Source organism: Pseudomonas fluorescens (assembly GCF_902497785.1).
In the GTDB taxonomy this organism is placed as follows: Bacteria; Pseudomonadota; Gammaproteobacteria; order Pseudomonadales; family Pseudomonadaceae; genus Aquipseudomonas; species Aquipseudomonas fluorescens_BO.
This window is the reverse complement of record NZ_CABVHK010000015.1, coordinates 48,693-73,784: the sequence shown is the minus strand read 5'-3', so window position 1 is coordinate 73,784 and position 25,092 is coordinate 48,693. Positions and strand designations below refer to the sequence as shown.

At 61.6% G+C, this 25,092-nt stretch carries 23 protein-coding genes; 16 read left to right on the top strand and 7 right to left on the bottom strand.

Annotated elements, in window-relative coordinates; all coding sequences use genetic code 11:
* The first annotated feature begins 12 nt into the window (after nt 1–12).
* The 3 genes from F8N62_RS21790 to F8N62_RS21780 all read left to right on the top strand — a co-directional run bounded on the left by F8N62_RS21790 (nt 13) and on the right by F8N62_RS21780 (nt 4,513).
* On the top strand, nt 13–1,620 hold the full coding sequence (locus F8N62_RS21790; protein WP_150712619.1) for a carboxyl transferase domain-containing protein: 1,608 nt from the start codon (nt 13–15) through the stop codon (nt 1,618–1,620).
* A 128-nt stretch (nt 1,621–1,748) separates the two neighbouring features.
* Complete coding sequence (locus tag F8N62_RS21785) at nt 1,749–2,564, top strand: gamma-carboxygeranoyl-CoA hydratase (protein WP_150712618.1); 816 nt, start codon at nt 1,749–1,751, stop codon at nt 2,562–2,564.
* Nucleotides 2,564–4,513, top strand: coding sequence for an acetyl/propionyl/methylcrotonyl-CoA carboxylase subunit alpha (locus F8N62_RS21780; protein WP_150712617.1), 1,950 nt, complete (start codon nt 2,564–2,566; stop codon nt 4,511–4,513). Before F8N62_RS21785 ends, F8N62_RS21780 begins: the two co-directional genes overlap by 1 nt.
* Nucleotides 4,514–4,552: 39 nt before the next feature.
* On the opposite strand, the gene F8N62_RS21775 is transcribed toward F8N62_RS21780, so the two are convergent.
* Nucleotides 4,553–5,200, bottom strand: coding sequence for a LexA family protein (locus F8N62_RS21775; protein WP_150712616.1), 648 nt, complete (start codon nt 5,198–5,200; stop codon nt 4,553–4,555).
* Between the two features lie 130 nt (nt 5,201–5,330).
* Between F8N62_RS21775 and F8N62_RS21770 the strand changes: the two genes are divergently transcribed.
* Both F8N62_RS21770 and F8N62_RS21765 read left to right on the top strand, forming a co-directional pair.
* Entirely contained in the window at nt 5,331–5,672 is a 342-nt protein-coding gene (locus F8N62_RS21770; RefSeq protein WP_150712615.1) for a DUF6124 family protein, read from the top strand.
* 483 nt (nt 5,673–6,155) lie between these two features.
* Nucleotides 6,156–7,307: a M14-type cytosolic carboxypeptidase gene (locus F8N62_RS21765; RefSeq protein ID WP_150712614.1), complete on the top strand. Its 1,152-nt coding sequence runs from the start codon at nt 6,156–6,158 to the stop codon at nt 7,305–7,307.
* A gap of 107 nt (nt 7,308–7,414) precedes the next feature.
* Here the strand turns inward: F8N62_RS21765 and F8N62_RS21760 are convergent, their stop codons facing one another.
* Together F8N62_RS21760 and F8N62_RS21755 are read right to left on the bottom strand one after the other, a co-directional pair.
* Nucleotides 7,415–7,960, bottom strand: coding sequence for a cytochrome b (locus F8N62_RS21760; RefSeq protein WP_150712613.1), 546 nt, complete (start codon nt 7,958–7,960; stop codon nt 7,415–7,417).
* Nucleotides 7,957–9,042, bottom strand: a complete 1,086-nt coding sequence (locus F8N62_RS21755; RefSeq protein ID WP_150712612.1) for a catalase family peroxidase — start codon at nt 9,040–9,042, stop codon at nt 7,957–7,959. Before F8N62_RS21755 ends, F8N62_RS21760 begins: the two co-directional genes overlap by 4 nt.
* A gap of 158 nt (nt 9,043–9,200) precedes the next feature.
* Here F8N62_RS21755 and F8N62_RS21750 point away from each other — a divergent pair, with 158 nt between their 5' ends.
* Both F8N62_RS21750 and F8N62_RS21745 read left to right on the top strand, forming a co-directional pair.
* Nucleotides 9,201–9,707 carry a sigma-70 family RNA polymerase sigma factor gene (locus tag F8N62_RS21750; RefSeq protein ID WP_150712611.1) on the top strand — a complete coding sequence of 169 codons (507 nt, stop codon included), beginning with the start codon at nt 9,201–9,203 and terminating at the stop codon, nt 9,705–9,707.
* A complete protein-coding gene (locus F8N62_RS21745) occupies nt 9,704–10,456 on the top strand; it encodes an anti-sigma factor family protein (RefSeq protein WP_150712610.1) in 753 nt (250 codons plus the stop codon). The genes F8N62_RS21750 and F8N62_RS21745 overlap by 4 nt, the downstream gene beginning before the upstream one ends.
* A 133-nt stretch (nt 10,457–10,589) precedes the next feature.
* On the opposite strand, the gene F8N62_RS21740 is transcribed toward F8N62_RS21745, so the two are convergent.
* A complete protein-coding gene (locus F8N62_RS21740) occupies nt 10,590–11,426 on the bottom strand; it encodes an IclR family transcriptional regulator (RefSeq protein WP_150712609.1) in 837 nt (278 codons plus the stop codon).
* A gap of 242 nt (nt 11,427–11,668) precedes the next feature.
* Between F8N62_RS21740 and F8N62_RS21735 the strand changes: the two genes are divergently transcribed.
* The 8 genes from F8N62_RS21735 to zapE all read left to right on the top strand — a co-directional run bounded on the left by F8N62_RS21735 (nt 11,669) and on the right by zapE (nt 19,735).
* The gene (locus tag F8N62_RS21735; protein WP_150712608.1) at nt 11,669–12,688 is read left to right on the top strand and encodes an ABC transporter ATP-binding protein; all 1,020 of its coding nucleotides are present in this window, start codon (nt 11,669–11,671) and stop codon (nt 12,686–12,688) included.
* A complete protein-coding gene (locus tag F8N62_RS21730) occupies nt 12,685–13,554 on the top strand; it encodes an ABC transporter permease (RefSeq protein WP_150712607.1) in 870 nt (289 codons plus the stop codon). The genes F8N62_RS21735 and F8N62_RS21730 overlap by 4 nt, the downstream gene beginning before the upstream one ends.
* Before the next feature lie 6 nt (nt 13,555–13,560).
* On the top strand, nt 13,561–14,355 hold the full coding sequence (locus F8N62_RS21725) for an ABC transporter permease (protein WP_150712606.1): 795 nt from the start codon (nt 13,561–13,563) through the stop codon (nt 14,353–14,355).
* Between the two features lie 7 nt (nt 14,356–14,362).
* A complete protein-coding gene (locus F8N62_RS21720; protein WP_150712605.1) occupies nt 14,363–14,653 on the top strand; it encodes a (2Fe-2S)-binding protein in 291 nt (96 codons plus the stop codon).
* Between the two features lie 121 nt (nt 14,654–14,774).
* The gene (locus F8N62_RS21715) at nt 14,775–16,130 is read left to right on the top strand and encodes an NAD(P)/FAD-dependent oxidoreductase (RefSeq protein ID WP_150712604.1); all 1,356 of its coding nucleotides are present in this window, start codon (nt 14,775–14,777) and stop codon (nt 16,128–16,130) included.
* Nucleotides 16,127–17,242, top strand: a complete 1,116-nt coding sequence (locus tag F8N62_RS21710) for an NAD(P)/FAD-dependent oxidoreductase (protein ID WP_150712603.1) — start codon at nt 16,127–16,129, stop codon at nt 17,240–17,242. Before F8N62_RS21715 ends, F8N62_RS21710 begins: the two co-directional genes overlap by 4 nt.
* Before the next feature lie 18 nt (nt 17,243–17,260).
* On the top strand, nt 17,261–18,322 hold the full coding sequence (locus tag F8N62_RS21705) for an ABC transporter substrate-binding protein (protein WP_150712602.1): 1,062 nt from the start codon (nt 17,261–17,263) through the stop codon (nt 18,320–18,322).
* Between the two features lie 273 nt (nt 18,323–18,595).
* Nucleotides 18,596–19,735, top strand: coding sequence for a cell division protein ZapE (gene zapE, locus F8N62_RS21700; protein ID WP_150712601.1), 1,140 nt, complete (start codon nt 18,596–18,598; stop codon nt 19,733–19,735).
* 114 nt (nt 19,736–19,849) lie between these two features.
* Here zapE and F8N62_RS21695 read toward each other — a convergent pair whose 3' ends face one another.
* Nucleotides 19,850–20,554: a YebC/PmpR family DNA-binding transcriptional regulator gene (locus tag F8N62_RS21695; RefSeq protein WP_150712600.1), complete on the bottom strand. Its 705-nt coding sequence runs from the start codon at nt 20,552–20,554 to the stop codon at nt 19,850–19,852.
* Between the two features lie 218 nt (nt 20,555–20,772).
* Here F8N62_RS21695 and F8N62_RS21690 point away from each other — a divergent pair, with 218 nt between their 5' ends.
* A complete protein-coding gene (locus F8N62_RS21690; protein WP_150712599.1) occupies nt 20,773–22,101 on the top strand; it encodes a type VI secretion system Vgr family protein in 1,329 nt (442 codons plus the stop codon).
* Here F8N62_RS21690 and F8N62_RS21685 read toward each other — a convergent pair whose 3' ends face one another.
* Together F8N62_RS21685 and F8N62_RS21680 are read right to left on the bottom strand one after the other, a co-directional pair.
* Nucleotides 22,102–23,499, bottom strand: coding sequence for an FAD-dependent oxidoreductase (locus tag F8N62_RS21685; RefSeq protein WP_191632421.1), 1,398 nt, complete (start codon nt 23,497–23,499; stop codon nt 22,102–22,104). It lies immediately after the preceding gene.
* 4 nt (nt 23,500–23,503) lie between these two features.
* Nucleotides 23,504–24,829 carry an MFS transporter gene (locus F8N62_RS21680; RefSeq protein ID WP_150712597.1) on the bottom strand — a complete coding sequence of 442 codons (1,326 nt, stop codon included), beginning with the start codon at nt 24,827–24,829 and terminating at the stop codon, nt 23,504–23,506.
* Nucleotides 24,830–25,092 lie beyond the last annotated feature (263 nt).

Genomic DNA, 25,092 nt, shown 5'->3' with positions numbered 1-25,092 from the left:
ACGGAGCTGTCCATGGCTATCCTGCATACCCAGCTCAACCCCCGTTCGGCGGAGTTCGCGAGCAACAGCGCGGCGATGCTCAAACAGGTCGACGCCCTGCACACCCTGCTCGCCCAAGTGCAGCAAGGTGGCGGCCCGAAAGCGCAAGAACGCCATACTTCGCGGGGCAAATTGCTGCCCCGTGAGCGGATCAATCGCCTGCTCGATCCAGGCTCGCCGTTTCTCGAGATCAGCCAACTGGCGGCTTACGAGGTGTACGGCGAAGACGTGCCGGCCGCAGGCGTGATTGCCGGGATCGGCCGTGTTGAAGGCGTCGAATGCATGATCGTCGCCAACGATGCGACGGTGAAAGGCGGTTCGTATTACCCGCTGACCGTGAAAAAGCACCTGCGCGCCCAGACGATCGCCCAGCAGAATCGCCTGCCGTGCATCTATCTGGTGGACTCTGGCGGCGCCAACCTGCCGCGTCAGGATGAAGTGTTTCCGGATCGTGAGCACTTCGGGCGGATCTTCTTCAATCAGGCGAACATGAGCGCCATGGGCATTCCGCAAATCGCGGTGGTCATGGGCTCCTGCACCGCCGGCGGCGCTTACGTGCCGGCGATGGCCGACGAAGCGATCATGGTGCGTGAACAAGCGACGATTTTCCTCGCTGGTCCCCCGCTGGTGAAAGCCGCGACCGGTGAAGTGGTCAGCGCGGAAGACCTGGGCGGTGCCGATGTGCACTGCAAGATTTCCGGGGTCGCCGACCACTACGCCGAGAGCGATGAACACGCCTTGGCCATCGCCCGACGCAGCATCGCCAACCTCAACTGGCGCAAGCTCGGCGAGGTTCAGCAGCGCACGCCGATTGCCCCGCTCTACGCCAGCGACGAGTTGTACGGCGTGGTCTCGGCCGATGCCAAACAACCCTTCGACGTGCGCGAAGTGATTGCGCGACTGGTGGACGGCTCGGTGTTCGACGAATTCAAGGCGTTGTTCGGGACGACGCTGGTGTGCGGTTTTGCCTACCTGCACGGTTACCCGATTGCGATCCTCGCCAACAACGGCATCCTGTTCGCCGAAGCCGCGCAGAAAGGCGCGCACTTCATCGAACTCGCTTGCCAGCGCGGCATTCCTTTGCTGTTCCTGCAAAACATCACCGGTTTCATGGTCGGCCAGAAGTACGAGGCCGGCGGCATCGCCAAGCACGGCGCGAAACTGGTGACCGCCGTGGCGTGCGCCAAGGTGCCGAAATTCACCGTGATCATCGGCGGCAGTTTTGGCGCCGGCAACTATGGCATGTGCGGGCGGGCCTACGATCCACGCTTCCTGTGGATGTGGCCGAATGCGCGCATCGGGGTGATGGGCGCCGAGCAGGCGGCCGGGGTTCTGGTCCAGGTCAAACGCGAGCAAGCGGAGCGCAGCGGCCAGGTTTTCAGCGCCGAGCAGGAAACTGACATCAAGCAGCCGATTCTCGATCAGTACGAAGAACAGGGTCACCCTTATTACTCCAGCGCACGGCTGTGGGACGACGGCGTCATCGACCCGGCGCAGACCCGCGACGTATTGGCTCTGGCCTTGTCGGCCTCGCTGAACGCGCCCATCGAACCGACCCGCTTCGGCGTGTTCCGGATGTGATTAGATTTTGTAGGAGCGAGCTTGTGTGGCGAGGGAGCTTGCTCCCGTTCGATTGCGAAGCAATCGTAAAACCGATATCGCTTTCGCGAGCAAGCTCGCTCCTACAAGTGCCGTGGAGACGGACGAATATGAGCGACTTCAACACCCTCGAACTGCAGACCGACCCCAGGGGTTTCGCAACCCTGTGGCTCAGTCGTGAAGAAAAAAACAACGCCTTCAACGCCGAGATGATCCGTGAACTGATCCTCGCGCTCGACAAGGTCTCGAGCGATGCCAGCCTGCGATTTTTGCTGGTACGCGGACGCGGCAAACATTTCAGTGCCGGCGCGGACCTGGCGTGGATGCAGCAGTCGGCCGAACTCGATTACCAGACCAATGTGGACGACGCCCGGGAACTGGCGGAGTTGATGTACAACCTCGCGAAACTGAAAATCCCCACCCTGGCCGTGGTGCAAGGCGCGGCGTTCGGCGGCGCGCTGGGCCTGATCAGTTGCTGCGACATGGCCATCGGCGCCGATGACGCGCAGTTCTGTCTCTCGGAAGTCCGCATCGGCCTGGCGCCGGCCGTGATCAGCCCGTTCGTGGTGCAAGCCATCGGTGAACGTGCGGCACGTCGTTATGCCCTGACGGCCGAGCGCTTCGGCGGGCAACGGGCGCGGGAAATCGGCCTGTTGTCGGAGCATTATCCAGCCGCTGAGCTGGAACAGAGAGTCGAACAATGGATCGACAACTTGCTGCTCAACAGCCCGGCTGCCATGCGCGTAAGCAAGGACTTGCTGCGTGAAGTCGGCAACGGCGCGCTGACCCCGGCGCTGCGGCGCTACACCGAAAATGCCATCGCGCGCATTCGCGTCAGCCCCGAAGGTCAGGAAGGCCTGCGCGCCTTTCTGCAAAAACGCCCGCCAAGCTGGCAAGCCGCAATCACTCCCAAGGAGCCGCGTTGATGAGCGCACCTGTTATTACCTCTCTGCTGGTGGCCAACCGTGGCGAAATCGCCTGCCGGGTGATGCGCACCGCCAAGGCCCTGGGCCTGACCACGGTCGCCGTGCACAGCGCCACCGACCGCGAAGCCCGGCACAGCCGCGAAGCGGATATCCGCGTCGACCTCGGTGGCAGCAAAGCCGCTGACAGCTATCTGCAAATCGACAAACTGATCGCCGCCGCCAAGGCCAGCGGCGCGCAGGCGATTCATCCGGGTTACGGCTTTCTGTCGGAGAACGCCGGGTTCGCCCGGGCGATTGAAGCGGCAGGCCTGATTTTCCTCGGCCCGCCCGCCTCGGCCATCGACGCCATGGGCAGCAAATCCGCCGCCAAGGCTTTGATGGAAACCGCCGGCGTGCCGCTGGTGCCTGGCTATCACGGCGAGGCGCAAGACCTCGACACCTTCCGCGACGCCTGCGAACGCATTGGCTATCCGGTGCTGCTCAAGGCGACGGCGGGCGGTGGCGGCAAAGGCATGAAAGTGGTCGAGGAGGTCAGTCAACTGGCCGAAGCCCTGGCCTCTGCCCAGCGGGAAGCGCAATCCTCGTTCGGCGATTCGCGGATGCTGGTCGAGAAATACCTGCTCAAACCGCGCCACGTGGAAATCCAGATCTTCGCCGACCAGCACGGCAACTGCCTGTACCTCAACGAACGTGACTGCTCGATTCAGCGTCGGCACCAAAAAGTCGTCGAAGAAGCACCCGCGCCGGGCCTGAGTGCGGAACTGCGTCGCGCCATGGGCGAAGCCGCCGTGCGTTCGGCACAGGCCATCGGCTACGTCGGCGCCGGCACCGTGGAGTTTTTGCTGGATGCGCGCGGTGAGTTCTTCTTCATGGAGATGAACACGCGGCTGCAAGTCGAACACCCGGTCACCGAAGCCATTACCGGCCTCGACCTGGTGGCCTGGCAGATTCGCGTAGCGCGCGGTGAAGCGCTGCCGGTGACTCAGGAACAGGTGCCATTGATCGGGCATGCGATTGAAGTGCGGCTGTACGCCGAAGACCCGGGCAATGATTTCCTGCCGGCCACCGGGCGTTTGGAACTGTATCGCGAATCCGCCGAAGGACCGGGGCGCCGGGTCGACAGTGGTGTCGAGGAAGGTGACGAGATTTCGCCCTTCTACGACCCGATGCTCGGCAAGCTGATTGCCTGGGGTGAAGACCGTGAGCAGGCACGTTTGCGCCTGTTGAGCATGCTCGATGAATTCGCCATCGGCGGGCTCAAGACCAACATCAACTTTCTGCGGCGGATCATCGGCCATCCTGCCTTCGCAGCGGCCGAACTGGATACCGGGTTTATCCCGCGGTATCAGGAACAACTGCTGCCGGCGCCCTCGGACCTCAGCGATGAATTCTGGCACGCGGCCGCACAGGCGTTTGCCCAGAGCCAGCCGAGCACCCTCCGCGCCGATGACCCGGGTTCGCCGTGGGGTATCAACAACGGTTTGCGCGTCGGACTGCCGAAGGAAATCACCCTGCATTTGAGCTGCGAAGGCCAGGACCGTGCGTTGACACTGGGCGAGGTGAGTAGCGCGCAACTCAAGGGTGAGCAGTTACTGACCGAGCACGACGGCGTGCGTCGCCAGCACCGGGCAATCCGTCGCGGTGGCATGGTGTATCTGCAATGGGACGGTGAGTTGCGCCGCATCGAGGCCTACGACCCGATCAGTGCGGTCGAAGCCAGCCACAGCCATCAAGGTGGGCTGACTGCGCCGATGAACGGCAGCATCGTGCGAGTGCTGGTGGAGGCCGGGCAAACGGTCGAAGCCGGGGCGCAACTGGTGGTGCTGGAAGCCATGAAGATGGAGCACAGCATCCGTGCGCCACACGCCGGGGTGATCAAGGCGCTGTATTGCCAGGAAGGCGAGATGGTCAGCGAAGGCAGTGCGTTGGTGGAGCTGGAAGAAGCCTGAAATGAAGATCGGTCCTACGCATTGCGAGGACCGGTCTGATCAAAATCTGGCCGTTGCCTGAACCACTACGCCGATGATTCGGCAGGCGTCAGTGTAAAGGGCTTTCGGATACGTCGGATTGAGCGGGACCAGATAACGCTGCCCGCCCTCTTCGATCAGCTTGCGAAACATCGCTTCAGCGCTATCCGGCCACTGGACGATCACCAGTTTGCCAGGCTCCGGGACAATCGCCGGGTCCACCAGAATCATCATGCCTTCGGCAATGCTGACACCGCTCGGAGCCGTCATTGCATCGCCCGTTACCCGCAACCAGAACGCCGCGCCCTGAGCGTGGTAATCGGTCAGTTCGAATCGTGCCGGGTCATACGCCGTCGCTTCGCCATCGCGCACCTCACAGCTTGCTCGCCAGTCGCTGACCGGGTAGCGGAAGTACGGGTTGTATTTTGTCAGCAGATCCTGGCTTTCGTCCGTCGAAGCGTCGGGCTCCCGGATGACCAGCGCCACTTCGAGGAAATCCAGGCCCAGCGCGTGCAGCACCCGGTTCATGTCATCGATGCCAGGCTGGCGACGTTTGTTCAGCCAATGGCCGATGCCGCCTTGGGACATCCCCAGGCGCTCGGCGAGTATCTCTTGAGTGACATTGAGTTCACTCATCTTGGCCTTGACCAATTCAATCCATTTATCCATGTGCGGCACGATACGTGGGCGCCTCCGCGCCGACAAAACACAAATTGTAGTATTTAAATTCTGGTGACAAATACAGTTCGTACTAGGATGGATTTACGGATCTGAATCTATCACGGAGTATGCCAGCGCCATGACCCTCCCCAATCTCGAACTGCTTGACCTGCAAATCGACACCTCCCTCACCTCGCCAAAAGGCTCGGCCGCTGCCCAGCGGGCGCTGGATTACTACTTGAAACCAACGGTGTCCGACGAGGCAGAAGAAGAACGTTTCTTTGAAGTGAATCGCAAGGTCAGCAGCGAGGAAGCGCTGGTGCGTGCGACCGAGCTGTTGCGTTGCGCCGCCGCCACGGCCTACGAGTCAGCCAGCCATCTGCACGGTAGCCACCGGGATCTGGCGTTTTCGACGGTTCACATGATTGATATGGCCAAGGCGTTACTGGATCGATCCCTCGACGGGGGCCAGCACGCTTAAGACAGGAAGAACATTTCGGCGGGCGCGCAGAAGACTTTTCCAATCGCGCCGATAAAATCGTTTGACTTGCAAACGAGAATGATTATTATTGCATGCAGCTGGTCGCGAGATCAGTCGATTGTCCAAGTGACCTTAGGTCGGTCTCCTGGACTATCTCCTCATCAGGCTAATCACGGTTTTTGACCCGGCTTTTTGCCGGGTCTTTTTTTGCCAGTTAATCTGGCTTGACCTTCAGGCTAATGAAGTCTTTTCGTGTTGCAAATTCGATGGCGCGGATAATATCAAAAGAATATCGGTTGGCAAGAGAAGCCCGGCAACATTGGGCCAAACTAACGAAAAATAGCACTTGAGAATCAATCGCACACTCTCTAAGCTGCCACGGCGTCAAGGAGGACGCCCCCCTTTTCCCCCGCAATTTCCCCCGGTTTTTCCCTCACCAGCGTGTAAAGTGACAGCCATAAAAATCATATTCAGGAATCGACTATGACCGTGGCTAAATCCTCCTTCGACATCAGTGCAAACTTCGACAGCGGCAACATTGAAGTACTGGATATCAGCAACCCGCTGCAAGCGCTGTTGGCGATCAGACCCGACACCCGCAGCCAGCATTTTCAGTGGTTTCACTTCAAGGCCAGTGGTTTGCACGTCGGTCAGGAGCATTGGTTCCGGCTGAACAACGCCAGCAAATCTTCGTATAACAAGGCCTGGGACGGTTATCAGGCAGTGGCGTCCTACGATCACGTCAACTGGTTCCGCGTACCGACCATCTTCGAAGGCGACTGCCTGCGTTTCAGCCTCGAAGCCACCGCCACCCACGCTTGGTTTGCCTATTTCGAACCCTACAGCCGTGGTCGCCATGACTGGTTGATCGAACAGGCGCTGACCAAGGCCGGCACCGAGCTGCTGGCCACCGGCAAAAGCGTCGAAGGTCGCGACATTCAGTTACTGCGCAAAGGCACGGGCGCTGAGGGTCAGCGCAAGGTCTGGATCATCGCCCAGCAACACCCCGGCGAGCACATGGCCGAATGGTTCATGGAAGGCGTGATCGAGCGCCTTGAAAAACACGACGATCCGGTGCTGAACAAACTGCTGACCAGCGCCGATCTTTACCTTGTACCCAACATGAACCCGGACGGTGCATTCCACGGGCATCTGCGCACCAACGCCATGGGCCAGGACCTCAACCGCGCGTGGCAGAGCGCCAGTCCGGAAGTCAGTCCGGAAGTGTTTTTCGTACAGCAGCAAATGGAAAAGTATGGCGTCGACCTGTTCATCGACGTGCATGGTGATGAAGAAATCCCTTACGTGTTCACCGCCGGTTGCGAAGGCAACCCCGGCTACACGCCGCGAATCGAAAAACTCGAAGAGCACTTCCGCAGCCATCTGAAGCACCTGACCAAAGACTTCCAGACCAAGTACGGCTACACCCGCGACGAACCAGGCAAAGCCAACATGACCTTGGCGTGCAACAGCGTCGGTCAGAAGTTTGATTGCCTGTCGCTGACCCTGGAAATGCCGTTCAAGGACAACAACGACAAGCCGGATGCGTTGACAGGCTGGTCGGGCAAGCGTTCGAAGCAATTGGGCAAGGATGTGTTGACCACCGTTGCCGAGATGATCGATACCGTGCGTTGAATGAGAGACAAATTGAAAAGATCGCAGCCTCCGGCAGCTCCTACGCAATCATGCCCGCGTAGGAGCTGCCGGAGGCTGCGATCTTTTCATCGTGAAGTCATTCAGGATCAAGCGCGATCCCTGCCCCGCAACATGCTGTCCAGCACCTCATCGCGCCGCACCCAACCGTGAAACAACGCCGCCGCCAGATGCAGCAATACGGTCAAAAACAGCAGATAAGCCAGATACCCGTGAGCCTTGCGCAGGAACGCAAACACCTGCGCATTCGCCGGCAGGATCGAGGGTAACTGCACCGAACTGCTGAGCATCACCGGATCGCCCGCCGCCGAAATCATCGCCCAGCCGAGCAGCGGCAAGACAAACATCAAGATGTACAGCAAGACATGCGAAGCCTTGGCCGCCAGTACCTGCCAACCGGGCAAGTCCGCCGGCAGCGGCGGTTGCCGGGTAGAAAAGCGCACGACCAGGCGCACGATCACCAGCAGCAGAATGGCGATGCCCAACGGTTTGTGCAGATTGATCAGCCATTCATGACGCTCTGATACAGAAGCGACCATCCCCGCGCCGATAAACAGCATGGCAATGATCATCACCGCCATCAGCCAGTGCAGCAGTCGCGCCAAGGGGGCGAAGTGATTCGGTTGAGCGCTCATTGTTGAGCCTCCTTTTTAGCGGCAGGCAACTGGCTGACTTCACTGGTGCGGCGCAAGTAGGAACTGGCGTAACCGGCTGAGCGAGCGGCGAGCAGCGGGTCGTCGGAACCTTCGATGCCGGCGGGCAATACCAGCGGGTCGTAGTTGATGTCGCGGCATTCGCCATTGAGCTGCGGCTGGGTGCTTTCGAGCACCAGCGTGCCGGCGTTCACCACTTTGCGGCCGTCGGGCCAGGCCTTGCTGGCGTCGTTGACCGGGTCACCGGCGTCGGCCAGGGTGATGTTCAACTGCCAGCGCAACGGACCGGCGGAAATCCGTTGAACCAGGTCTTTCTCAAGGAAATCTCCGCCCTCCGGCGCTGTGGCGCCTGCTGCATCCTGAGCCAGCGGAACCATGCTCCAGCGCACCGCTTGGCGTTGTCCGGCGGCGTTGACCAGGTAGAACGCATTGACGCTGTTGTAGGTTTCCGTCGCGTAACTGGCGGACGGCCTGGCGGTCTTGATCCAGGCCAGGAACGGCCCGGCTTCGGGGTGTGCACCGAAGAACGCCGGCACCGCTGCCGGGTTCGGTTTGCCGGTGGCAGGGTCCGGCGACTGGGCTTGTTGCAACTGGTAGAACGCCTCGGGCGTGCCCACCGGGAACACCGGCATGCTGTTCATCCCGGTGCGCCATTGCTGGCCGTTGGCCTGGGTGAAGCGCAGCGCCAGGCTGCGGATCGGCACGCTGCTGTCCGGCGCATACGGATTACCCGCGGGCAACGCGAGGCGTCCGACCACGGGGGTCCGCGCATCATTGAACACTTGAGCGCTGGAATAGCTGCGCGCTTCACCACTGCTCTCGAAGTGCCCGATCACGCACACGCCCTTGGAGTGATTGCGGCGAAAACCGGGGTGCACGCCGTTGTTGGTTTCCAGCACATTGATCAGCTTTTTCGGCGTCAGACGCTGTGGGTCAAAGGTGCCATTGACGTAGGCAAATGCCCCGGCCATGGCGGCAACTACCACGGCAATGCCGGCCAGACGCAACGTCAGGCTCGCGCCACTCAAGGGCGGCCGGGTGGGCGGTGATGAGCGATCTACCATGAAAGACTCCAGGGCCAGCGGCCACAAGTGAGAAGGATCAAGCAGACGAACCGCACGAAGGTTTATTCCATGGCGCGGTATTTATTTTTTCAGGCGTGGAATAACCTCGGGTGTCGGGCGTCTTCCTAGTCCACAGCGTAGTGACTAGACAGCAGTTCATGAATGATATTGACGAACAACTGAGAGAAATCATTCCCCGATTGCGCCGGTTTGCCGTGTCATTGACGCGCAACCCCAGCAACGCGGACGATCTGGTGCAGTCGTGCCTTGAGCGGGCGCTGTCGCGGTGGAGTGACAAACGCCCCGAGGGCGACTTGCGTGCCTGGCTGTTTTCGATTCTCTATCGGCAATTTCTCGACGCCCACCGGCGCTCCCGGCGCTATGCGCGGATGCTCGAGTTCTTCACCGGGCGGGACGACACCCAGCCATCGGTGGAACGCACCGTGATCGCGCAATCGACCTTGCAGGCCTTCGATCAACTCGGCACCGAGCAGCGCGCATTGCTGCTCTGGGTGTCGGTCGAAGGACTGAGTTACAAGGAGGTCGCCGACATCCTCGACGTCCCCGTCGGCACCGTCATGTCGCGTCTGTCCCGCGCCCGTCAGGCCTTGCGCCAACTCAGCGACGGCGAAATCACCCGCCCTTCCCTGCGGAGACTCAAATGATCAGCATGCCCCCCAGCGAACGTGACCTGCACGCGTATGTGGACCACCAACTGAACGACGACGACCGACATCTGGTTGAGACTTTTCTGGCGAGTAACGCGCCCATGGCTGAACAGGTTCGCGCCTGGCAGCAGGATGCCCAACACCTGCGCGCCGCACTCGGCGGCGCGTTGCAGCAACCGGCCAATCCGGAACTCGACCCGGCACTGATTCGCCAGCGCCTCAAACGCCAATCGCGGCGCCATCTGGCCAGCGCTGCGGTGTTACTGATCGCCGTGAGCATCGGCGGGTTCAGTGGTTGGCAGGCGCGGGAGATGACCCTTCTCAGCGCCGCGGCGCCGATGGCCGATGCGATGCAGGCCTATCGGCTGTTTGCCCAGCAGGGCTTTCTGCCGGCTGATTACAAGGTCAGTGACGATGGCGATATGCAGGGTTGGCTCGACCGTTATTTCACCCAGGCTAATCGCTTGCCGGACCTGTCCGGGGCAGGGTTCAATCCGGTCAGCGGGCGCTTGCTCAGTACCGAGCAAGGGCCGGCGGCGATGGTGGTTTACGAGGACCGGAGCGGGCATAAAGTCAGCTTCTACGTGCGCCCGCCGGGGCCGAAAAACTTCATGTTGCCAAGAGGCAGTCGCAGTGACGGCGAGTTGCAGGCCGAGTATTGGTCGGGCGGCGGTTACAACTATGCAATGGTCAGCCCGAGCGATACGCCGGCAGCGCAGATGCTCAAACAAACCGCGCAATTCTGACCCCACCTCGAAACCTGTGGGAGCGGGCTTGCCCGCGATAGCAATCTGTCAGTCACTACCCATGCTGGATGTACCACCGTCATCGCGGGCAAGCCCGCTCCCACAGGGATTTGAGTGGGCTTGCAGAGGGTGATTACCCCTGTCCAAACACCTGCGAAGGCCGCCTCAGCAACGGATCAAACGGATTGATTCGCGGCCCGATCAGCGCCGCTTCGCGCTTGAGCATCTCGACCACCGTCGGCAAGCGATCCGGCCCCAGGCGGTCACTCACGGTGGCAACACTCAATGCCGCCACCGCCCGCCCTTCGCGATCCAGAATCGGCACCGCCACCCCGGCCATACCTTGCAACACCCCGGTGTTACGCCCGGCGTAACCGAGCGCGCGCACGTTCTCGACTTCCGAACGCAGGAACACTTCGTCGTACAGGTGAAAATCCTTCAGCCGTGGCAGGTTGTAATGAATCACCGTTTCACGCTCTTCCTCCGGCAAGAACGCCAGAATCGCCAGGCTGCCCTGGCCCACACCCAGCGCCACGCGCCCGCCAATGTCGCCGGTAAAGGTGCGAATCGGGAACGGCCCTTCACTGCGGTCCAGGCAGATCGCATCAAAACCACAGCGCGCGAGCAAGAACAACGAATCACCCAGCGAGGCGGATAGCCGCAGCAGCGACGGTCGCACCAGTTCGCGCAAGTTTCCGCTGTTGCCGGCGCGGGCCGCCAGGGCAAAAAACTCCAGGCTCAGGCGATAGCGTTTGCTGCGTGCGTCCTGCTCGACCATGCCTTCGTCCATCAGGCTGCGCAGCAAGCGGTGCGTGGTCGGTTGCGACAAACCGATGCGCTGTGCCAGTTGCGTCACGCGCTCCCCACCCTCGACGGTGTCACCCAGACTGCGCAGCACAGCGAACAGCCTCGAGACCGCACCGACACCGACTTCATTTTTGTTTTCATTCCGCTCAGTGGAATCATTCATGTTATTTCTCGACAATTAATTTACTCATTGAATGAATCTAAAAATAACCATCGCTTCAGTGAAATAGACCATTGAGCCCATCCTAGTCTTCGTCCTAATCTGCGTCCACAGGGGCGATTCGAACAACAGCGGCAGCCGACCCACGTCGAGCGCCAACGCACCCCGCGACACCCTTTCGTATCTGCCCATACAAAAAAGCGCGACCTCAGGCCGCGTATAACAATCTCAGGTGGAGCGCAGTTATGGCTTTTGTGCAACTTGAAGGACTCGGCAAACGTTACGGCGCGATTGATGCTGTCGTTGCGACCAACCTCTCGGTCGAGAAAGGCGAGTTCGTGTCTCTGCTCGGCCCCTCCGGCTGCGGCAAAACCACCACCCTGCAAATGATCGCCGGCTTCGTCGAAGTCACTAGCGGGCGCATCCTGCTCGACGGTCGCGACATCACCCACGCCAAACCCGCCAGCCGTGGCCTGGGGGTGGTGTTCCAGAGTTACGCGCTGTTCCCGCACATGACCGTCAAGGACAACGTCGCCTTCGGCCTGCGCATGCGCAAAGTGCCCAATGGCGAGTTGCAGCAACGGGTGGATCGGGTGCTCAAACTGGTGCGCCTGGATCAGCACGCCGAGCGTTACCCACGGGAACTGTCCGGCGGCCAGCGCCAGCGTGTGGCACTGGCCCGCGCCCTGGTGATCGAGCCGCCGGTGCTGTTGCTCGACGAGCCGCTGTCGAACCTCGACGCGAATCTGCGCGAAGAGATGCAGTTCGAGATCCGCCGCATCCAGCGCGAAGTCGGCATCACCACGTTGATGGTCACCCACGATCAGTCCGAAGCGCTGTCCATCAGTGACCGCGTGGTGGTGATGCAGGCCGGGCGCATCACCCAGATCGACGCGCCGTACACCCTTTACGAACACCCGCGCACCGAGTTCATTTCCGGGTTCGTCGGCAAGGCCAATCTGCTGCCCGGTCAGCGTGACAGCGCTGGCGTTGTGCAAGTCAGCAGCGGTGGTGAGCTGACCCTGAGCCTGCGCCCGGAAAAAATCGACCTGCGAGACGCCGGCCACGGTCGCCTGCAAGGCCACATCGTCAGCCGCTTCTTCCTCGGCAGCCAATGGCTGTACAGCGTTTCAACGGCCCTCGGCGAACTCAGCGTAGTGCGCCGCAACGATGGCTCGGCACCGATGAATGAAGGCACGCCGGTCGGCCTCGACTGGGACGCGGCGCTGCTGCGAGTGCTGAGCGTCGACGAGGTGTCGGCATGAGTACGCTCACCGCCGTGCGCCAGGGACGTCAGGGTTATTGGCTGTCGGCGCCGGCCCTGGCGTTGTACGTCTGCCTGTTGGTGATCCCGTTGCTGCTGACGCTGGTGTTGTCATTCAACGTTTTCGACTACAGCTCGGGGATCAACAGCGACGCTTACACCCTCGACCATTACAGCAGCCTGCTGGGCGATCCGTACTTCTACGAAATCTTCCTGCGCACCTTCTGGATCAGTGCCCTGACCACCCTGCTGTGCGTGGTGATCGGCGTACCCGAGGCCTACATCCTCAGCCGCATGGGCGCGCCGTGGCGTTCGATTTTCCTGATTCTGATCCTCACGCCGTTGCTGATTTCGGTGGTGGTGCGCGCCTTCGGCTGGAGCCTGTTGCTCGGTGCCGACGGCCTGGTCAACCAGACCTTGCAAGCCTTCGGCGGCTCGCCGGTGAAACTGCTCTACACGCCGTTCGCGGTGGTGATTGCGCTGGTCCACGTGATGCTGCCGTTCATGATCATTCCGGTCTGGACCTCGTTGCAAAAACTCGACCCGGCCGCCGAGCAAGCGGCGATGTCGCTGGGCGCCAGTCACTTCACGGTGATGCGCAAAGTGGTGTTGCCGCAAATCATGCCTGGCGTGTTGTCCGGCACTTTGATCGTATTCGGCCTCGCCGCCAGCTCCTTCGCCATCCCCGGCCTGCTCGGCGGACGCCGGATCAAAATGGTCGCGACGCTGATCTACGACCAGTACCTGTCGGAGCTCAACTGGCCGATGGGCGCGGCCATCGCCGTCGCGCTGCTGTTGCTCAACCTGCTGATCATGCTGTCCTGGAACCGGATGATCGAAGGCCGCTACAAGAAGTCATTGGGATAACTCGTCATGTCCAAGAACGGTCCTTTCGCCCTGCTGTTCCATACCCTGGTGGTGGTGTTCATGTTGGCGCCGCTGGTGGTGGTGTGTCTCGTCGCCTTCACCCCGGAAAACACCCTGAGTCTGCCGACCACCGAATTTTCCCTGCGCTGGTTCCGCGCGGTGTTCGAGCGCGCAGACTTTGTCGATGCGTTTTACAACAGCCTGATCCTGGCGTTCACCGCGGCCAGTCTGGCGACATTGATTGCGGTGCCGGCGGCGCTGGCGATCACCCGCTTCGAGTTTCCCGGCCGGGATTTTTTCAACGGCCTGTTTCTGTCGCCGATCATCATTCCGCACCTGGTGCTGGGGGTTGCATTGCTGCGCCTGTTCGCGCTGATGGGGGTCAACGGCAGCTTCACCTGGCTGATCTTCGCCCACGTGCTGGTGATCACGCCGTATGTGTTGCGGCTGGTGCTGGCGTCGGCGATTGGCCTGGATCGCAGCGCCGAGCACGCGGCGCAATCGTTGGGCGCCGGGCGCTTCACGCTGTTCCGCCAGATCACGTTGCCAATGATTCTGCCGGGGGTTGCCGGTGGCTGGCTGCTGGCGTTCATCAACAGTTTCGACGAGGTGACGCTGTCGATTTTCGTCACCTCGCCGGCCACGCAAACCTTGCCGGTACGGATGTACGTGTACGCCACTGAATCCATCGACCCGATGATGGCGGCGGTGTCTGCGCTGGTGATCGGGCTGACGGCGCTGACGATGATTCTGCTGGACCGGGTATACGGCCTGGATCGGGTGCTGGTGGGTAAACAATGAGGGCGCCATGGCTTTGCTGAAACGACTGGCCGAGGGCGACCGCCCGGCCGTGAACTTTACCCTCGATGGCGTACCGGCCAGCGGCCTGCTCGGCGATACCCTGCTGACCGCGGTGCTGACCTGTAGCGATCACTTGCGCGGCAGCGATTTCAGCGCTGAACCGCGCGCCGGGTTTTGCCTGATGGGCGCTTGTCAGGACTGCTGGGTTCGGCTGGGCGACGGCCGACGCGTGCGAGCGTGCTCGACGTTGCTCGAAGACGGACAGGACATCAGCCGTGAACCGGGGCGCAGCGTATGACCATTATTTATCCGGTGCTCCCAAAAGATCGCAGCCTTCGGCAGCTCCTACGCCGTTCGCGATCCTATGTAGGAGCTGGCGAAGCCTGCGATCTTTTGATCTTGAAAACCAGGGTGGCGAGATGAGTTCGGTGATCATCATCGGCGCCGGCCCTGCCGGGATTCGTGCGGCGCAAACGCTGGTGGCGCATGGCGTTCGTCCGGTGCTGCTGGACGAAGCCGCACGCGGTGGCGGGCAGATTTATCGGCGTCAGCCGGCGAATTTCAAACGCTCGGCGGTCGCGCTGTATGGCTTCGAGGCGCGCAAGGCCCACGCACTTCATCAAACCATTGATGCTTTGCGCGAGCATCTCGAGTACCGTCCAGAGACACTGGTGTGGAACGCCGAAGACGGCGCGCTCGACACCTTGCATGAAGGTCACGCCGCACGGCTGGAGTTCTCCCGGGTGATTGTCGCCACGGGTGCCACCGACCGGATTTTGCCGGTGCCCGGCTGGACGCTGCCCGGCGTCTACAGCCTCGGCGCGGCGCAGATCGCGCTGAAATTTCAGGGCTGTGCCATCGGCGAACGCGTGGTGTTCGCCGGCAGCGGACCGTTGCTGTATCTGGTGGCTTATCAATACGCCAAGGCCGGTGCGAAGGTCGTGGCGGTGCTCGACAGTTCGCCGTTCAGCGCCCAGGCCCGCGCCCTCCCCGGCCTGCTGTCACAACCGGCCACGCTGGCCAAAGGCATTTATTACCGCAGCTGGCTGACCGCTCACGGCATCCCGGTGCATCAGGGCGCAACCTTGAAAAGCATCGATGGCGGACAGCGCGTTCGGTCGCTCATCTGGTCAAATTCCAGCGGCGACCATCCGCTGGATTGCGACGCCGTAGCGTTCGCCCACGGCCTGCGCAGTGAAACCCAACTTGCCGACCTGCTCGGCTGCACATTCAGCTGGAACCCGCTCAACCGTGCCTGGTTGCCGCAACGCGACAGCGCCGGTCGCAGCAGCATTCCCGAGGTGTACCTGGCCGGTGACGGCGCCGGCATCATGGGCGCGGACGCGGCGGAAATGGCCGGCGAACGGGCCGCCCTCGCGTTGCTTGAAGACATTGGTTACCTGATCCCGCCACAACGTGGCGCGCAATTGGAACAGGCGCTCGGGCGCATCAACACCTTTCGCCAAGGCCTGGAACGCGCGTTCATCTTCCCCGACAACTGGGCGGCCACTACACCTGACGACGTGATGATCTGCCGCTGCGAAGAAGTCCGCGCCGGTGACATCCGCAATGTGGTGCGCGAAGGCCATTGGGAGATCAATCGGGTCAAGGCCCATTGTCGGGTCGGCATGGGTCGCTGCCAGGGCCGTATGTGCGGTGCGGCGGCTGCCGAAATCATTGCCTGCGAAAGTCAGCGCGCCGTGTCTGACATCGGTCGGTTGCGCGCACAGGCACCGATCAAACCGTTGCCGTTTGGTCTGGAGATCGAGCCATGATCGAGGTCGACGCAGTGATCATTGGCGGCGGGATTGTCGGGGCCTCCGCCGCCCTTTTTCTCAGTCAGGCCGGCCGCCGCGTGGCGCTACTGGAGCGCGACTTTTGCGGTTCGCATTCCAGCGGCGTGAACTACGGGGGCGTGCGGCGTCAGGGTCGGCCGCTGTCGCAACTGCCGCTGTCGCAACGGGCCCACGAAATCTGGGGGCAGTTGCCGCAGTTGATCGGAATCGACGGCGAGTACCAGCGCAGCGGTCACCTGAAACTGGCGCGCAGCCTCGACGACCTGCGCGCCTTGCAGGATTACGCCGCCAGCAGTCAGGATTTCGGCCTCGATTTGCAGGTGCTCGATCGCGCTGAATTGCGCGCGCGTTTTCCGTGGGTCGGCGACGTCGCCGTGGGCGCCTCGTTTTGTCCAGACGATGGTCACGCCAACCCGCGTCTGGTGTCTCCGGCATTCGCCCGGGCGGCGCGGCAACAGGGCGCGCAGATTCATGAACAGTGCGCGGTCAGCGCGGTAGAACACGACGGCCGGCACTTTCGCGTCAGCACGCAAAATGGACTCGAATTGCAGGCGCCGTGGCTGTTGAACTGCGCCGGTGCATGGGCGGGAAAACTCGCCGAGCAATTCGCCGAAGCCGTGCCGATGCACGCCGGGCACCCGGCAATGCTGGTCACCGAGCCGCTGCCGCTGGTAATGAATGCCAGCACCGGCGTCGAAGGCGGCGGGATCTATGCGCGCCAGGTCGCGCGCGGCAATTGCGTGCTCGGCGGCGGCCAGGGGTTTGCCCTCGACGAAGCGCGCGCCCGACCCGGTCAACACGCGGTGATCGAGATCCTGCGACAAGCCGTCGAGCTCTACCCGTTTCTTCAAGGCGCCCAGGCGATTCGTACCTGGAGCGGCACCGAAGGTTACCTGCCCGACCGCCAACCGGTGATCGGCCACAGTGGCACTCAACCCGGTCTGTTGCACGCGTTCGGCTTTGCCGGCGCAGGTTTTCAGCTCGGTCCTGCGGTGGGCCAGGCGCTCACCGAGATCATCTGCAGCGGCGCCTCAACCACGTCGCTGGATGCGTTTTCCATCACCCGGTTTCACTCCATCTCCGTTGCTTGATAGAGGAAGGTCGCGCTTATGAATAACGTCAAACGCACTGCACTGCTCGGTTTGTCATGGCTTGGTTTTTCGAGCTTGGGTGCCCTGCTCCCGGTCACCCAGGCTCAGGCCGAGCCGACGCTTTATCTGGGCATGAACGGCGGGACCATGGAGCGGCTGTACGCCGACAAGGTGCTGCCGGTGTTCGAAAAAGCCAACAACGTCAAAGTGGTGATCGTGCCCGGCACTTCCGCCGATATTCTGGCCAAGGTCCAGGCGAGCAAAGGCAACCCGCAGATGCACGTGATGTTCCTCGACGACGGCATCATGTACCGCGCCATCGCCATGGGCCTGTGCGACAAGCTCGAAGACAGCCCGACCCTGGCGCAGATTCCGGCCAAGGGCCGAATCAAGGATCAAGCGGTGGCGGTCAGCCTCGGCGTCACCGGGCTGGCGTACAACACGCGGCTGTTCAAGGAAAAAGGCTGGAGCGCGCCGACCTCGTGGATGGACATGGCCGACCCGCGTTTCAAGGACAAACTGGTGTTCCAGTCGATGGCGTCGTCTACTTTCGGCCTGCACGGTTTCCTGATGTTCAACCGGATTCAGGGCGGCAGCGAAACCGACGTCGAGCCGGGTTTCAAGGCCTGGCCAAACACCGTCGGGCGCAACGTGCTGGAGTACATTCCCAGCTCGGCGAAGATTTCCGAAATGCTCCAGACCGACGAAGCGGCGCTGTTCCCGCTGACGCCGACCCAGGTCACCGCCCTGAAACTCAAGGGCATGCCGGTCGAATACGCCCAACCGAAGGAAGGCGCGGTGGTGCTCAACCTCGCCGAGTGCGCCATCGCCAACAACACCCAACCGGAACTGGCGCAGAAACTCGCCGCGTATCTGCTGACACCTGAAGCGCAAGCCGCCGCCCTTGAAGATGGAGACCAGATTCCGTCCAACCCGAACACCCCGACCACCGACAAGACCCGCGGTCAGGTCGAGGCGATGAAGAAATACCTGGAAACGGCGATCGCGGTCGATTGGGATCAGGTCAACGAACAGCGCCCGGCATGGAATGCGCGGTGGAACCGGAGCATTGAGCGGTAGGCCGCTGACACGGCACCATTAGGCAAGCAATGCACAACCCTGTGGGAGCGGGCTTGCCCGCGATGGCGGAGTGTCAGTCGAAATAATGTGGCTGATCGAGTGCCATCGCGAGCAAGCTCGCTCCCACAGGTTCTTCGACTCAACGTTGTGCAGGGCAAAAACCCCACCTCGAAAATCACTCAGTATCGACACAACTGGAAGCACATTTACCCCGTTGGTTACACTACGCCGCCGCAGCTCGGGGAGCCTGCCTGAAGATTAGGGGTGACATCAGTGGCCATTCAACCGCCCAACCGTTCGCGATTTGCACCACGCTGGGCTGCTCTGCGTCGCCTCTTTGCCAAGGCGTCGAGCGCTTCCGCCAGTCATTGCGCCACAGGACGGCTGGTGCACGACTACTTCCGCCACAAGGCGCATTCCCAGGGGTATACCCTCAGCCACAGCCAGCAACGTGTGATCGACTGCATGGCGCAACACGCGACGGCGCTGCTCGGCACCTCGGGCAAACCACTGCCCGGTCTTTACCTGCACGGCGCTGTAGGTCGGGGCAAGAGCTGGTTGCTCGACGGATTTTTCCAGGCACTGCCGATCGGGGAGAAACAGCGCCTGCACTTTCATGAGTTCTTTGCCCGACTGCATCAAGGCATGTTCAGTCATCGCGAACACCCCGATGCGCTGGCGACCACCCTGGATGAGTTGCTGGGCGATTGCCGGGTGCTGTGTTTCGACGAGTTTCACGTCCACGACATTGGCGACGCAATGCTCATTTCGCGCCTGTTCAAGGCTCTGTTCCGCCGCGGCATCCTGCTGCTGGTGACGTCGAATTACCCACCTGAAGGTTTGCTGCCGAATCCGCTCTATCACGCCCGTTTCAAACCGGTGATCGACCTGATCAACGCGCGAATGCAAGTCATGGAGGTCGGCGGCCCGCACGATTACCGCAGCCAGGCCAGAGCCCATACTCACCAACTGTTTACCCAGGGTCACTACATCTGGCCTGCCACGGTGTCACAGCGTCAGGCCTTGAACCTGCCAGAACCCGACGCGCCGGCCCTTGCCGTGCCCGTGGGCACCCGGCATCTTGCAGCCCGCTACTGCGAAGGACGAACCATCGGCTTCACGTTCGCCGATCTGTGCGACCAGCCCACTGCCGTCATGGATTACCTGGAATTGTGCCGGCGTTTCGATCACTGGATCATCGACCAGTTGCCCAACCTCGCCGACTGCTCAATTGCCGCGCAGCAGCGCTTCATCAATCTGGTCGATGTTTTGTACGATCAGGACAAGCACCTGACACTGCTGGGGCACAGGTCCCTGCGCGAAAGCCTGGGCGCAGATGCCATCGATCTGGCGCGCACTCGCAGCCGGTTGGGGCAGTTGGTGGAGGTCGATGACAGCCGCCAGCGTTGTTGACTGAACCACCGCCTCGCGGGCAAGCCACGCTCCCACAGGATTGGCGTCACTGCCCACCACACATTCCTGTGGGAGCGAGCCTGCTCGCGAAGGCGCTATCACTGCAAAAACAAATCAGCCAGCCAACCCGACAAACATGTCCTGCACGTCATCATGGTTATCGAGGCCTTCAAGGAACGCTTCGACTTCGGCCATTTGCTCATCGCTCAGGCCGCTGACCGGGTTTTTCGGTTTGTAGCCGAGCTTTGCCGACAACACGGTGAAACCCTGCTCCGGCAAGGCTTTCTGCACCGAGTCGAGGTCGCTCGCTTCGGTGATGAACAAAGTCGCGCCTTCTTCGCCCGCCTCGAAATCCTGCGCGCCAGCTTCGATAGCGGCCATTTCCGGGTCGGCATCCGGGCTGTCCGGGGATGCCTCGATCATGCCCACATGGTCAAAGTCCCAGGCGACGGAACCGGAAGCACCCAACTGGCCCTTGCGAAACGCCACACGGATTTCCGCAACAGTCCGGTTGATGTTATCGGTCACGCATTCGACGATCAGCGGCACCTGGTGCGGTGCGAACCCTTCATACGTCACGCGATGGTATTGCACGGTTTCGCCGAGCTGGCCGGAGCCTTTCTTGATCGCACGTTCCAGGGTTTCGCGGGGCATGGACGCCTTTTTCGCCTGCTCAACCACCAGACGCAGGTGGGCGTTGGTCGAGACATCGGCACCGTTGCGCGCAGCGATGGTGATTTCCTTCACCAGCTTGCCGAAGATCTTGCCCTTGGCGTTAGACGCCGCTTCTTTGTGTTTAACCTTCCACTGTGCGCCCATTACTCACTCTCTTGTCTGTGGCGCCGAGACATCTATTGGCCGGCGCTTTGTGCAAGTTTATACGGCCTAAAGTTGGCAATCGACCAAAAATTCCAACCTGCCGGATCGACATCTTCAACGGTAGTTGTAGGGCGATTCTGAAACATCAATTGAAGGTGACTATAAAGGGCCGCGGTTTCGTACCCTCTCTGCCCATTCCCATGGCAGAAGCGCGATCGATGCATAACGACAAGGAAAGTCCTTTCACCCTGACACTGCTGGACAGTGATTTGAGTTTGCAGATACTGCAGCTCAGCGGCCGTGAAGCCCTCAACCAGCCGTATCGATTCGATCTCGACGTGATCGGCCTGGCACCGGCCATCAACCTCGATCATGTGCTCCAACAGCCGGTATTTCTCAACCTCACGAATGGCCAGGGTGTCCACGGCATCGTCCACAGCGCCAGTCGCGAACATCGCGGCCAGCACCGGGTCGGCTACCACCTGGTGCTGGTGCCCTGGCTACAAAACCTCGACCGCCAGCGCACGCGCCGGGTGTTCCACCACCTCGCCGTGCCGGCGATCCTGCAACAGTTGCTCGCGGAAAATGCGTTGCCTGAAGACAGCTATCGTTTCGAACTGCCCAACGGCCGCTATCCCGTCAGGCCGTTCTGCATTCAGTTCGATGAGACTGACCTGGCATTTTTTCAACGGCTCTGCGAAGAAGAAGGCATCCACTATCACTTCGAACACCAACGCGAACGCCACGTGCTGGTGCTGGCGGATGACAGCCTGAGTTTTCCCGTGGAGCCGTTGCTGATGTCGGTGGATGCCGATGCGCCACACACGGCAAACGCGCCGGTGATCAGTGAACTGTTCCAGCGTCACACCGCGTCCCCGCTCTCCGAGCGCCCCGCAGCGCAACCCCTCGAGCGCGACCAGCTCAGTCGCCGCACTCTGGAGCGGCTGCGCTGCCGGCATCGACAGATACAAGGTCAAAGCAATCACAGCGAATTGCGCAGCGGACGCATCGTGCAGGTGTCGGAACATCCGTTGTCGAGCTTCAACGATCAGTGGTTGCTGACCGAGGTCCGCCATCAAGGCCAGCAGCCCTCGATACTCGCCCCGGACACGCCCGACCCCGCCCGGCGTTACAGCAATCGGTTTACCGCCATCCCGTGGTCAACGGTGTTCCGGCCCGCACTGACACAGGCCCGGCCCGGCATTCCGGGCTACCAGAAGGCGCGAGTGCTCGGCCCAGTCGGTGCACCGGCAGCGCTGGACGAGCAAGGCCGGATACTCGTCAGGCTGTGGCCGACGCCGGCGTCCGATAACGATCAGTCCAGCGGTTTGTGGCTGCCTGTCGCTGTTACTTCGCCGCACAGCCGGGTTGATCCTTCCAGGTTGCCGGTGGCCGGAACCGAGGTGCTCGTCAGTTTCCTCGACAGCGATCCGGACCGTCCGGTGTTATGCGCCGCTGCGAGCAATCCGCCCCCGCCCCGCCCCCGCCCACAGCCCCGTGGCGACGACCGCCTGTTGTTTGACTGGCTGATCAACCGCCAGGTCTGATCAACCCTTGTCGGCCTTGCCTGCCGCCGCCGCGAACTTCGCCAGGCGCACATCCAGATGCCGTGGCCGGTGCCCGCGATCCTCGGCGCGTTCCTTGCGGCGGATGGCGTTGCGCACCATCAACGAGCCCAGGTATCGAATCGGCTCCGGCGGAAAAAAGCCCAATGGACCGTTGACCAGCGGCGAGCGCGTCCACACGTTGTCCAGCCCCTGCACCATTGAGGCAAGAATCTGCCCGCCCATGTGGCACGGCCCGACCCCGCTGCCGGAGTAGCCGAAACCGTAAAACACATTGCCGTGGCCACTCATCTGGCCGAAGAACGGTAAACCGGTGACCGAGCGATCCGACGGTCCGTTCCAGGTCGCCTCGACCTTGATCTCGGCAAACGCCGGAAAAAAATCAGCGAGGCTGTGTTGCAACAGCCCGGCATAGGGCGAGGGTTGATCGAACACCGGCAACATCCGCCCGCCGTAAGCGAACGTGTTGCCGCCCTTGCCGAGCATGATTCGGCCGTCGGGAGTGTTGTGGTAGTAGTGCACGAAAATCCGCGAATCGAGCACCGTGACACCGCTGGTCAAACCGATGTCTTCGAGCAAATCCGGCCGTGGTTCGGTGATCAGCATGTCGCTGGAGACAATCGCCACGCTGCGTTCGAACTGCGGGAACGCGCGGGCCATCCATGCGTTCATGGCCAGCACCACCCGATCCGCACGGACGCTGCCGTGCGGCGTGTGAATCGTCGCTGGCTTGCCTTCCTCCAACCCGGTCATCGCGGTGTTTTCATGAATTCTCACCCCGAGTTGCAAGGCGACCTGACGCAAGCCGCGCACCAGTTTGCCCGGCTGCACGCTGGCGGCGGCCGGCGAAAACCAGCCTTCCAGGTGTCTGGTGGAGCCGGCCATGCGCTGCACATCCGCGACCGGCCGCTGGGTGAAGGAGTTGATGCCGTTGCGTTCAAGCGCCGCGATCACCGCGTCGGTCGAACCGCATTGCGCGCGGTTGGTCGCAGTGTAGAGCGTGCCGTCGAGGCGGTAATCGGCGTCCACGCCGTACTGTTCGCAGAAGGTGCCGATCGCATAAATACTGCGCTCGGACTCCTTGACCAGTCGCACCGCCTCTTCCACGCCGAACAACCTTTGCAGGGTGAAATATTTGGCCGACCACGACAGCGCACAACCGCCGTTGCGGCCACTGGCGCCAGCCCCGCAGATGTCGGCTTCAATCAGCAGCACATCCAGTTCCGGGTTTTGTTCCTTGAGCATGATCGCGGTCCACAACCCGGTGTAGCCACCGCCGACGATGCAGACATCGGCGCGGGTGTCCGCGGCTAAAGGTTCGCACGGCGCGCAGGATTCGGCCGCCAGCGCCTGTTCCAGCCAGAAAGGTCTCATCGGTATTTCCTCAGGTACGCAGGGGTTTGACGCTCATCGGCCGGTTCGGCACGAATGCACTTTTGGCCCGCAGGCCCGCCGGGCGACTGTTCCAGTAGGGGATCAGCACCAGCGCCGAAAACAAGGCACAGCCGGCGAAGATAATGAACACGGTGACCGAGTCGAAGTAGCCCGGCAGCAGACCGCCGAGAATCGCCCCGACCGAACCGCAGCCGTTGACGAAGCCGGCCGAGGTGGCGCCGGCCTTGGCGGTGCCGAAATCAATCGCTGCGGCGCCGCTGATCATCGAATCGGGTCCGTACAGGGTCAGGCCCATGAAGAACAACAGCGCCACCACCAGCGTCACACTGCCGGTGTTCAGGGCGCCCATGAACAACGCCAGCGAAACAGTCAGCGCCAGCAGGCTGATCACGCAGCCCGGCATGCGTCGGGCGCCAAACAGCTTGTCCGATGCCAGCCCAAGCAGGATCGGCCCGAGCAACCCGGCCAGTTCAAAAGCGGTCGGGATAATTGCCGCACCGACCTTGCCCACGGAAGGCATCTTTTCGAATACGATCACCGGGCCCCACAACAGGATCGCGTAGCGTGCCGGCTTCAGCAGAAAGTACGCGAGGCCGAGCACCAGCACGGTGCGGTTACGCAGGATTTCCTTCAGCGGCTCCAGCACACTGATCTTGCTTTGAGCGTGCGCCTCTTCAGCGGTCAGCTCAGGCTCCGGCTCCACCGCTGGCAGGCCCACATCTTCCGGTTTGTTGCGCTGGAAAATAAAAAACAGCACGGCGACCAGCCCAACCACTGCCGCACTGGAAATGAACGCCGCGTGCCAGGAACCGATGAGCGTGTACGCCCACCAACCGGCAAACGGCGAAGCCACGAGCCCGCCAAAGGCATAGCAGGAACTCCAGAGCCCGAGCACCCGCCCGCGCTGTTCGGATGGGAAGAAACTGCCGAGGTTTTTGCACAGCCCCGACCAGCCGGTGGACTGGGCCAACCCCTGAATCAGCATGCACGTGGCGAAAATCGGCAGCGTCGCAAAACTGCCCATGACCAGCGCCGCCGCTGCGGAAATCAGCAACCCGCCAAATACCACGACTCTGGGGCCATAGCGGTCGGCGAGGATGCCCCAGGTGAATTGTCCGACGGCGTAGGCCGCGAGGTAGATGGCGTCGAGGTTGGCCATGGTCATCTTGTCGAGCATGAACGAGGGGTCTTCACCGATCCCCAGTTTGGCCACGGAAAACGCTTTGCGGGTAAAGTAGAAAGCGGCGTAGGCGAGCCAGGTGATCGCGAAGATCTGCACGCGCCAACGCTTGATGGTGCCGATGTGCTTGTTCATTGTGGTTCTGACCTCAGGGTGTGAGTGTGCCGGCAGAAATTGAGAAATAACGCCTGTGTTTTTATTGTTGAGCACTTCGATACCGCTGCTTCCCTGAGGCGATACCGGTCAGATGAGTCCTGCTGTTGCACGCACAGGCTCATGGCCACCGACGCTGTTCGACTGACCAGTCACCGGGGCTGAGGCCGATAAAAACAATTACTGATTAATAAGTGAAATCGATTTATCGTATTTCCAATATAAGCCCAGCTTGTTACTGGAGG

Bases quoted from the DNA above. Each gene is read 5' to 3' on its own strand.
- F8N62_RS21790 (WP_150712619.1), top strand. From the start codon at position 13: ATGGCTATCCTGCATACCCAGCTCAACCCCCGTTCGGCGGAGTTCGCG.
- F8N62_RS21680 (WP_150712597.1), bottom strand. From the start codon at position 24,829: ATGAACAAGCACATCGGCACCATCAAGCGTTGGCGCGTGCAGATCTTC.
- F8N62_RS21780 (WP_150712617.1), top strand. From the start codon at position 2,564: ATGAGCGCACCTGTTATTACCTCTCTGCTGGTGGCCAACCGTGGCGAA.
- F8N62_RS21740 (WP_150712609.1), bottom strand. From the start codon at position 11,426: ATGAATGATTCCACTGAGCGGAATGAAAACAAAAATGAAGTCGGTGTC.
- F8N62_RS21745 (WP_150712610.1), top strand. From the start codon at position 9,704: ATGATCAGCATGCCCCCCAGCGAACGTGACCTGCACGCGTATGTGGAC.
- F8N62_RS21770 (WP_150712615.1), top strand. From the start codon at position 5,331: ATGACCCTCCCCAATCTCGAACTGCTTGACCTGCAAATCGACACCTCC.
- F8N62_RS21715 (WP_150712604.1), top strand. From the start codon at position 14,775: ATGAGTTCGGTGATCATCATCGGCGCCGGCCCTGCCGGGATTCGTGCG.
- F8N62_RS21705 (WP_150712602.1), top strand. From the start codon at position 17,261: ATGAATAACGTCAAACGCACTGCACTGCTCGGTTTGTCATGGCTTGGT.
- F8N62_RS21785 (WP_150712618.1), top strand. From the start codon at position 1,749: ATGAGCGACTTCAACACCCTCGAACTGCAGACCGACCCCAGGGGTTTC.
- F8N62_RS21710 (WP_150712603.1), top strand. From the start codon at position 16,127: ATGATCGAGGTCGACGCAGTGATCATTGGCGGCGGGATTGTCGGGGCC.
- F8N62_RS21695 (WP_150712600.1), bottom strand. From the start codon at position 20,554: ATGGGCGCACAGTGGAAGGTTAAACACAAAGAAGCGGCGTCTAACGCC.
- F8N62_RS21760 (WP_150712613.1), bottom strand. From the start codon at position 7,960: ATGAGCGCTCAACCGAATCACTTCGCCCCCTTGGCGCGACTGCTGCAC.
- F8N62_RS21730 (WP_150712607.1), top strand. From the start codon at position 12,685: ATGAGTACGCTCACCGCCGTGCGCCAGGGACGTCAGGGTTATTGGCTG.
- F8N62_RS21725 (WP_150712606.1), top strand. From the start codon at position 13,561: ATGTCCAAGAACGGTCCTTTCGCCCTGCTGTTCCATACCCTGGTGGTG.
- F8N62_RS21755 (WP_150712612.1), bottom strand. From the start codon at position 9,042: ATGGTAGATCGCTCATCACCGCCCACCCGGCCGCCCTTGAGTGGCGCG.
- F8N62_RS21750 (WP_150712611.1), top strand. From the start codon at position 9,201: ATGAATGATATTGACGAACAACTGAGAGAAATCATTCCCCGATTGCGC.
- F8N62_RS21775 (WP_150712616.1), bottom strand. From the start codon at position 5,200: ATGGATAAATGGATTGAATTGGTCAAGGCCAAGATGAGTGAACTCAAT.
- F8N62_RS21690 (WP_150712599.1), top strand. From the start codon at position 20,773: ATGCATAACGACAAGGAAAGTCCTTTCACCCTGACACTGCTGGACAGT.
- F8N62_RS21765 (WP_150712614.1), top strand. From the start codon at position 6,156: ATGACCGTGGCTAAATCCTCCTTCGACATCAGTGCAAACTTCGACAGC.
- F8N62_RS21720 (WP_150712605.1), top strand. From the start codon at position 14,363: ATGGCTTTGCTGAAACGACTGGCCGAGGGCGACCGCCCGGCCGTGAAC.
- F8N62_RS21735 (WP_150712608.1), top strand. From the start codon at position 11,669: ATGGCTTTTGTGCAACTTGAAGGACTCGGCAAACGTTACGGCGCGATT.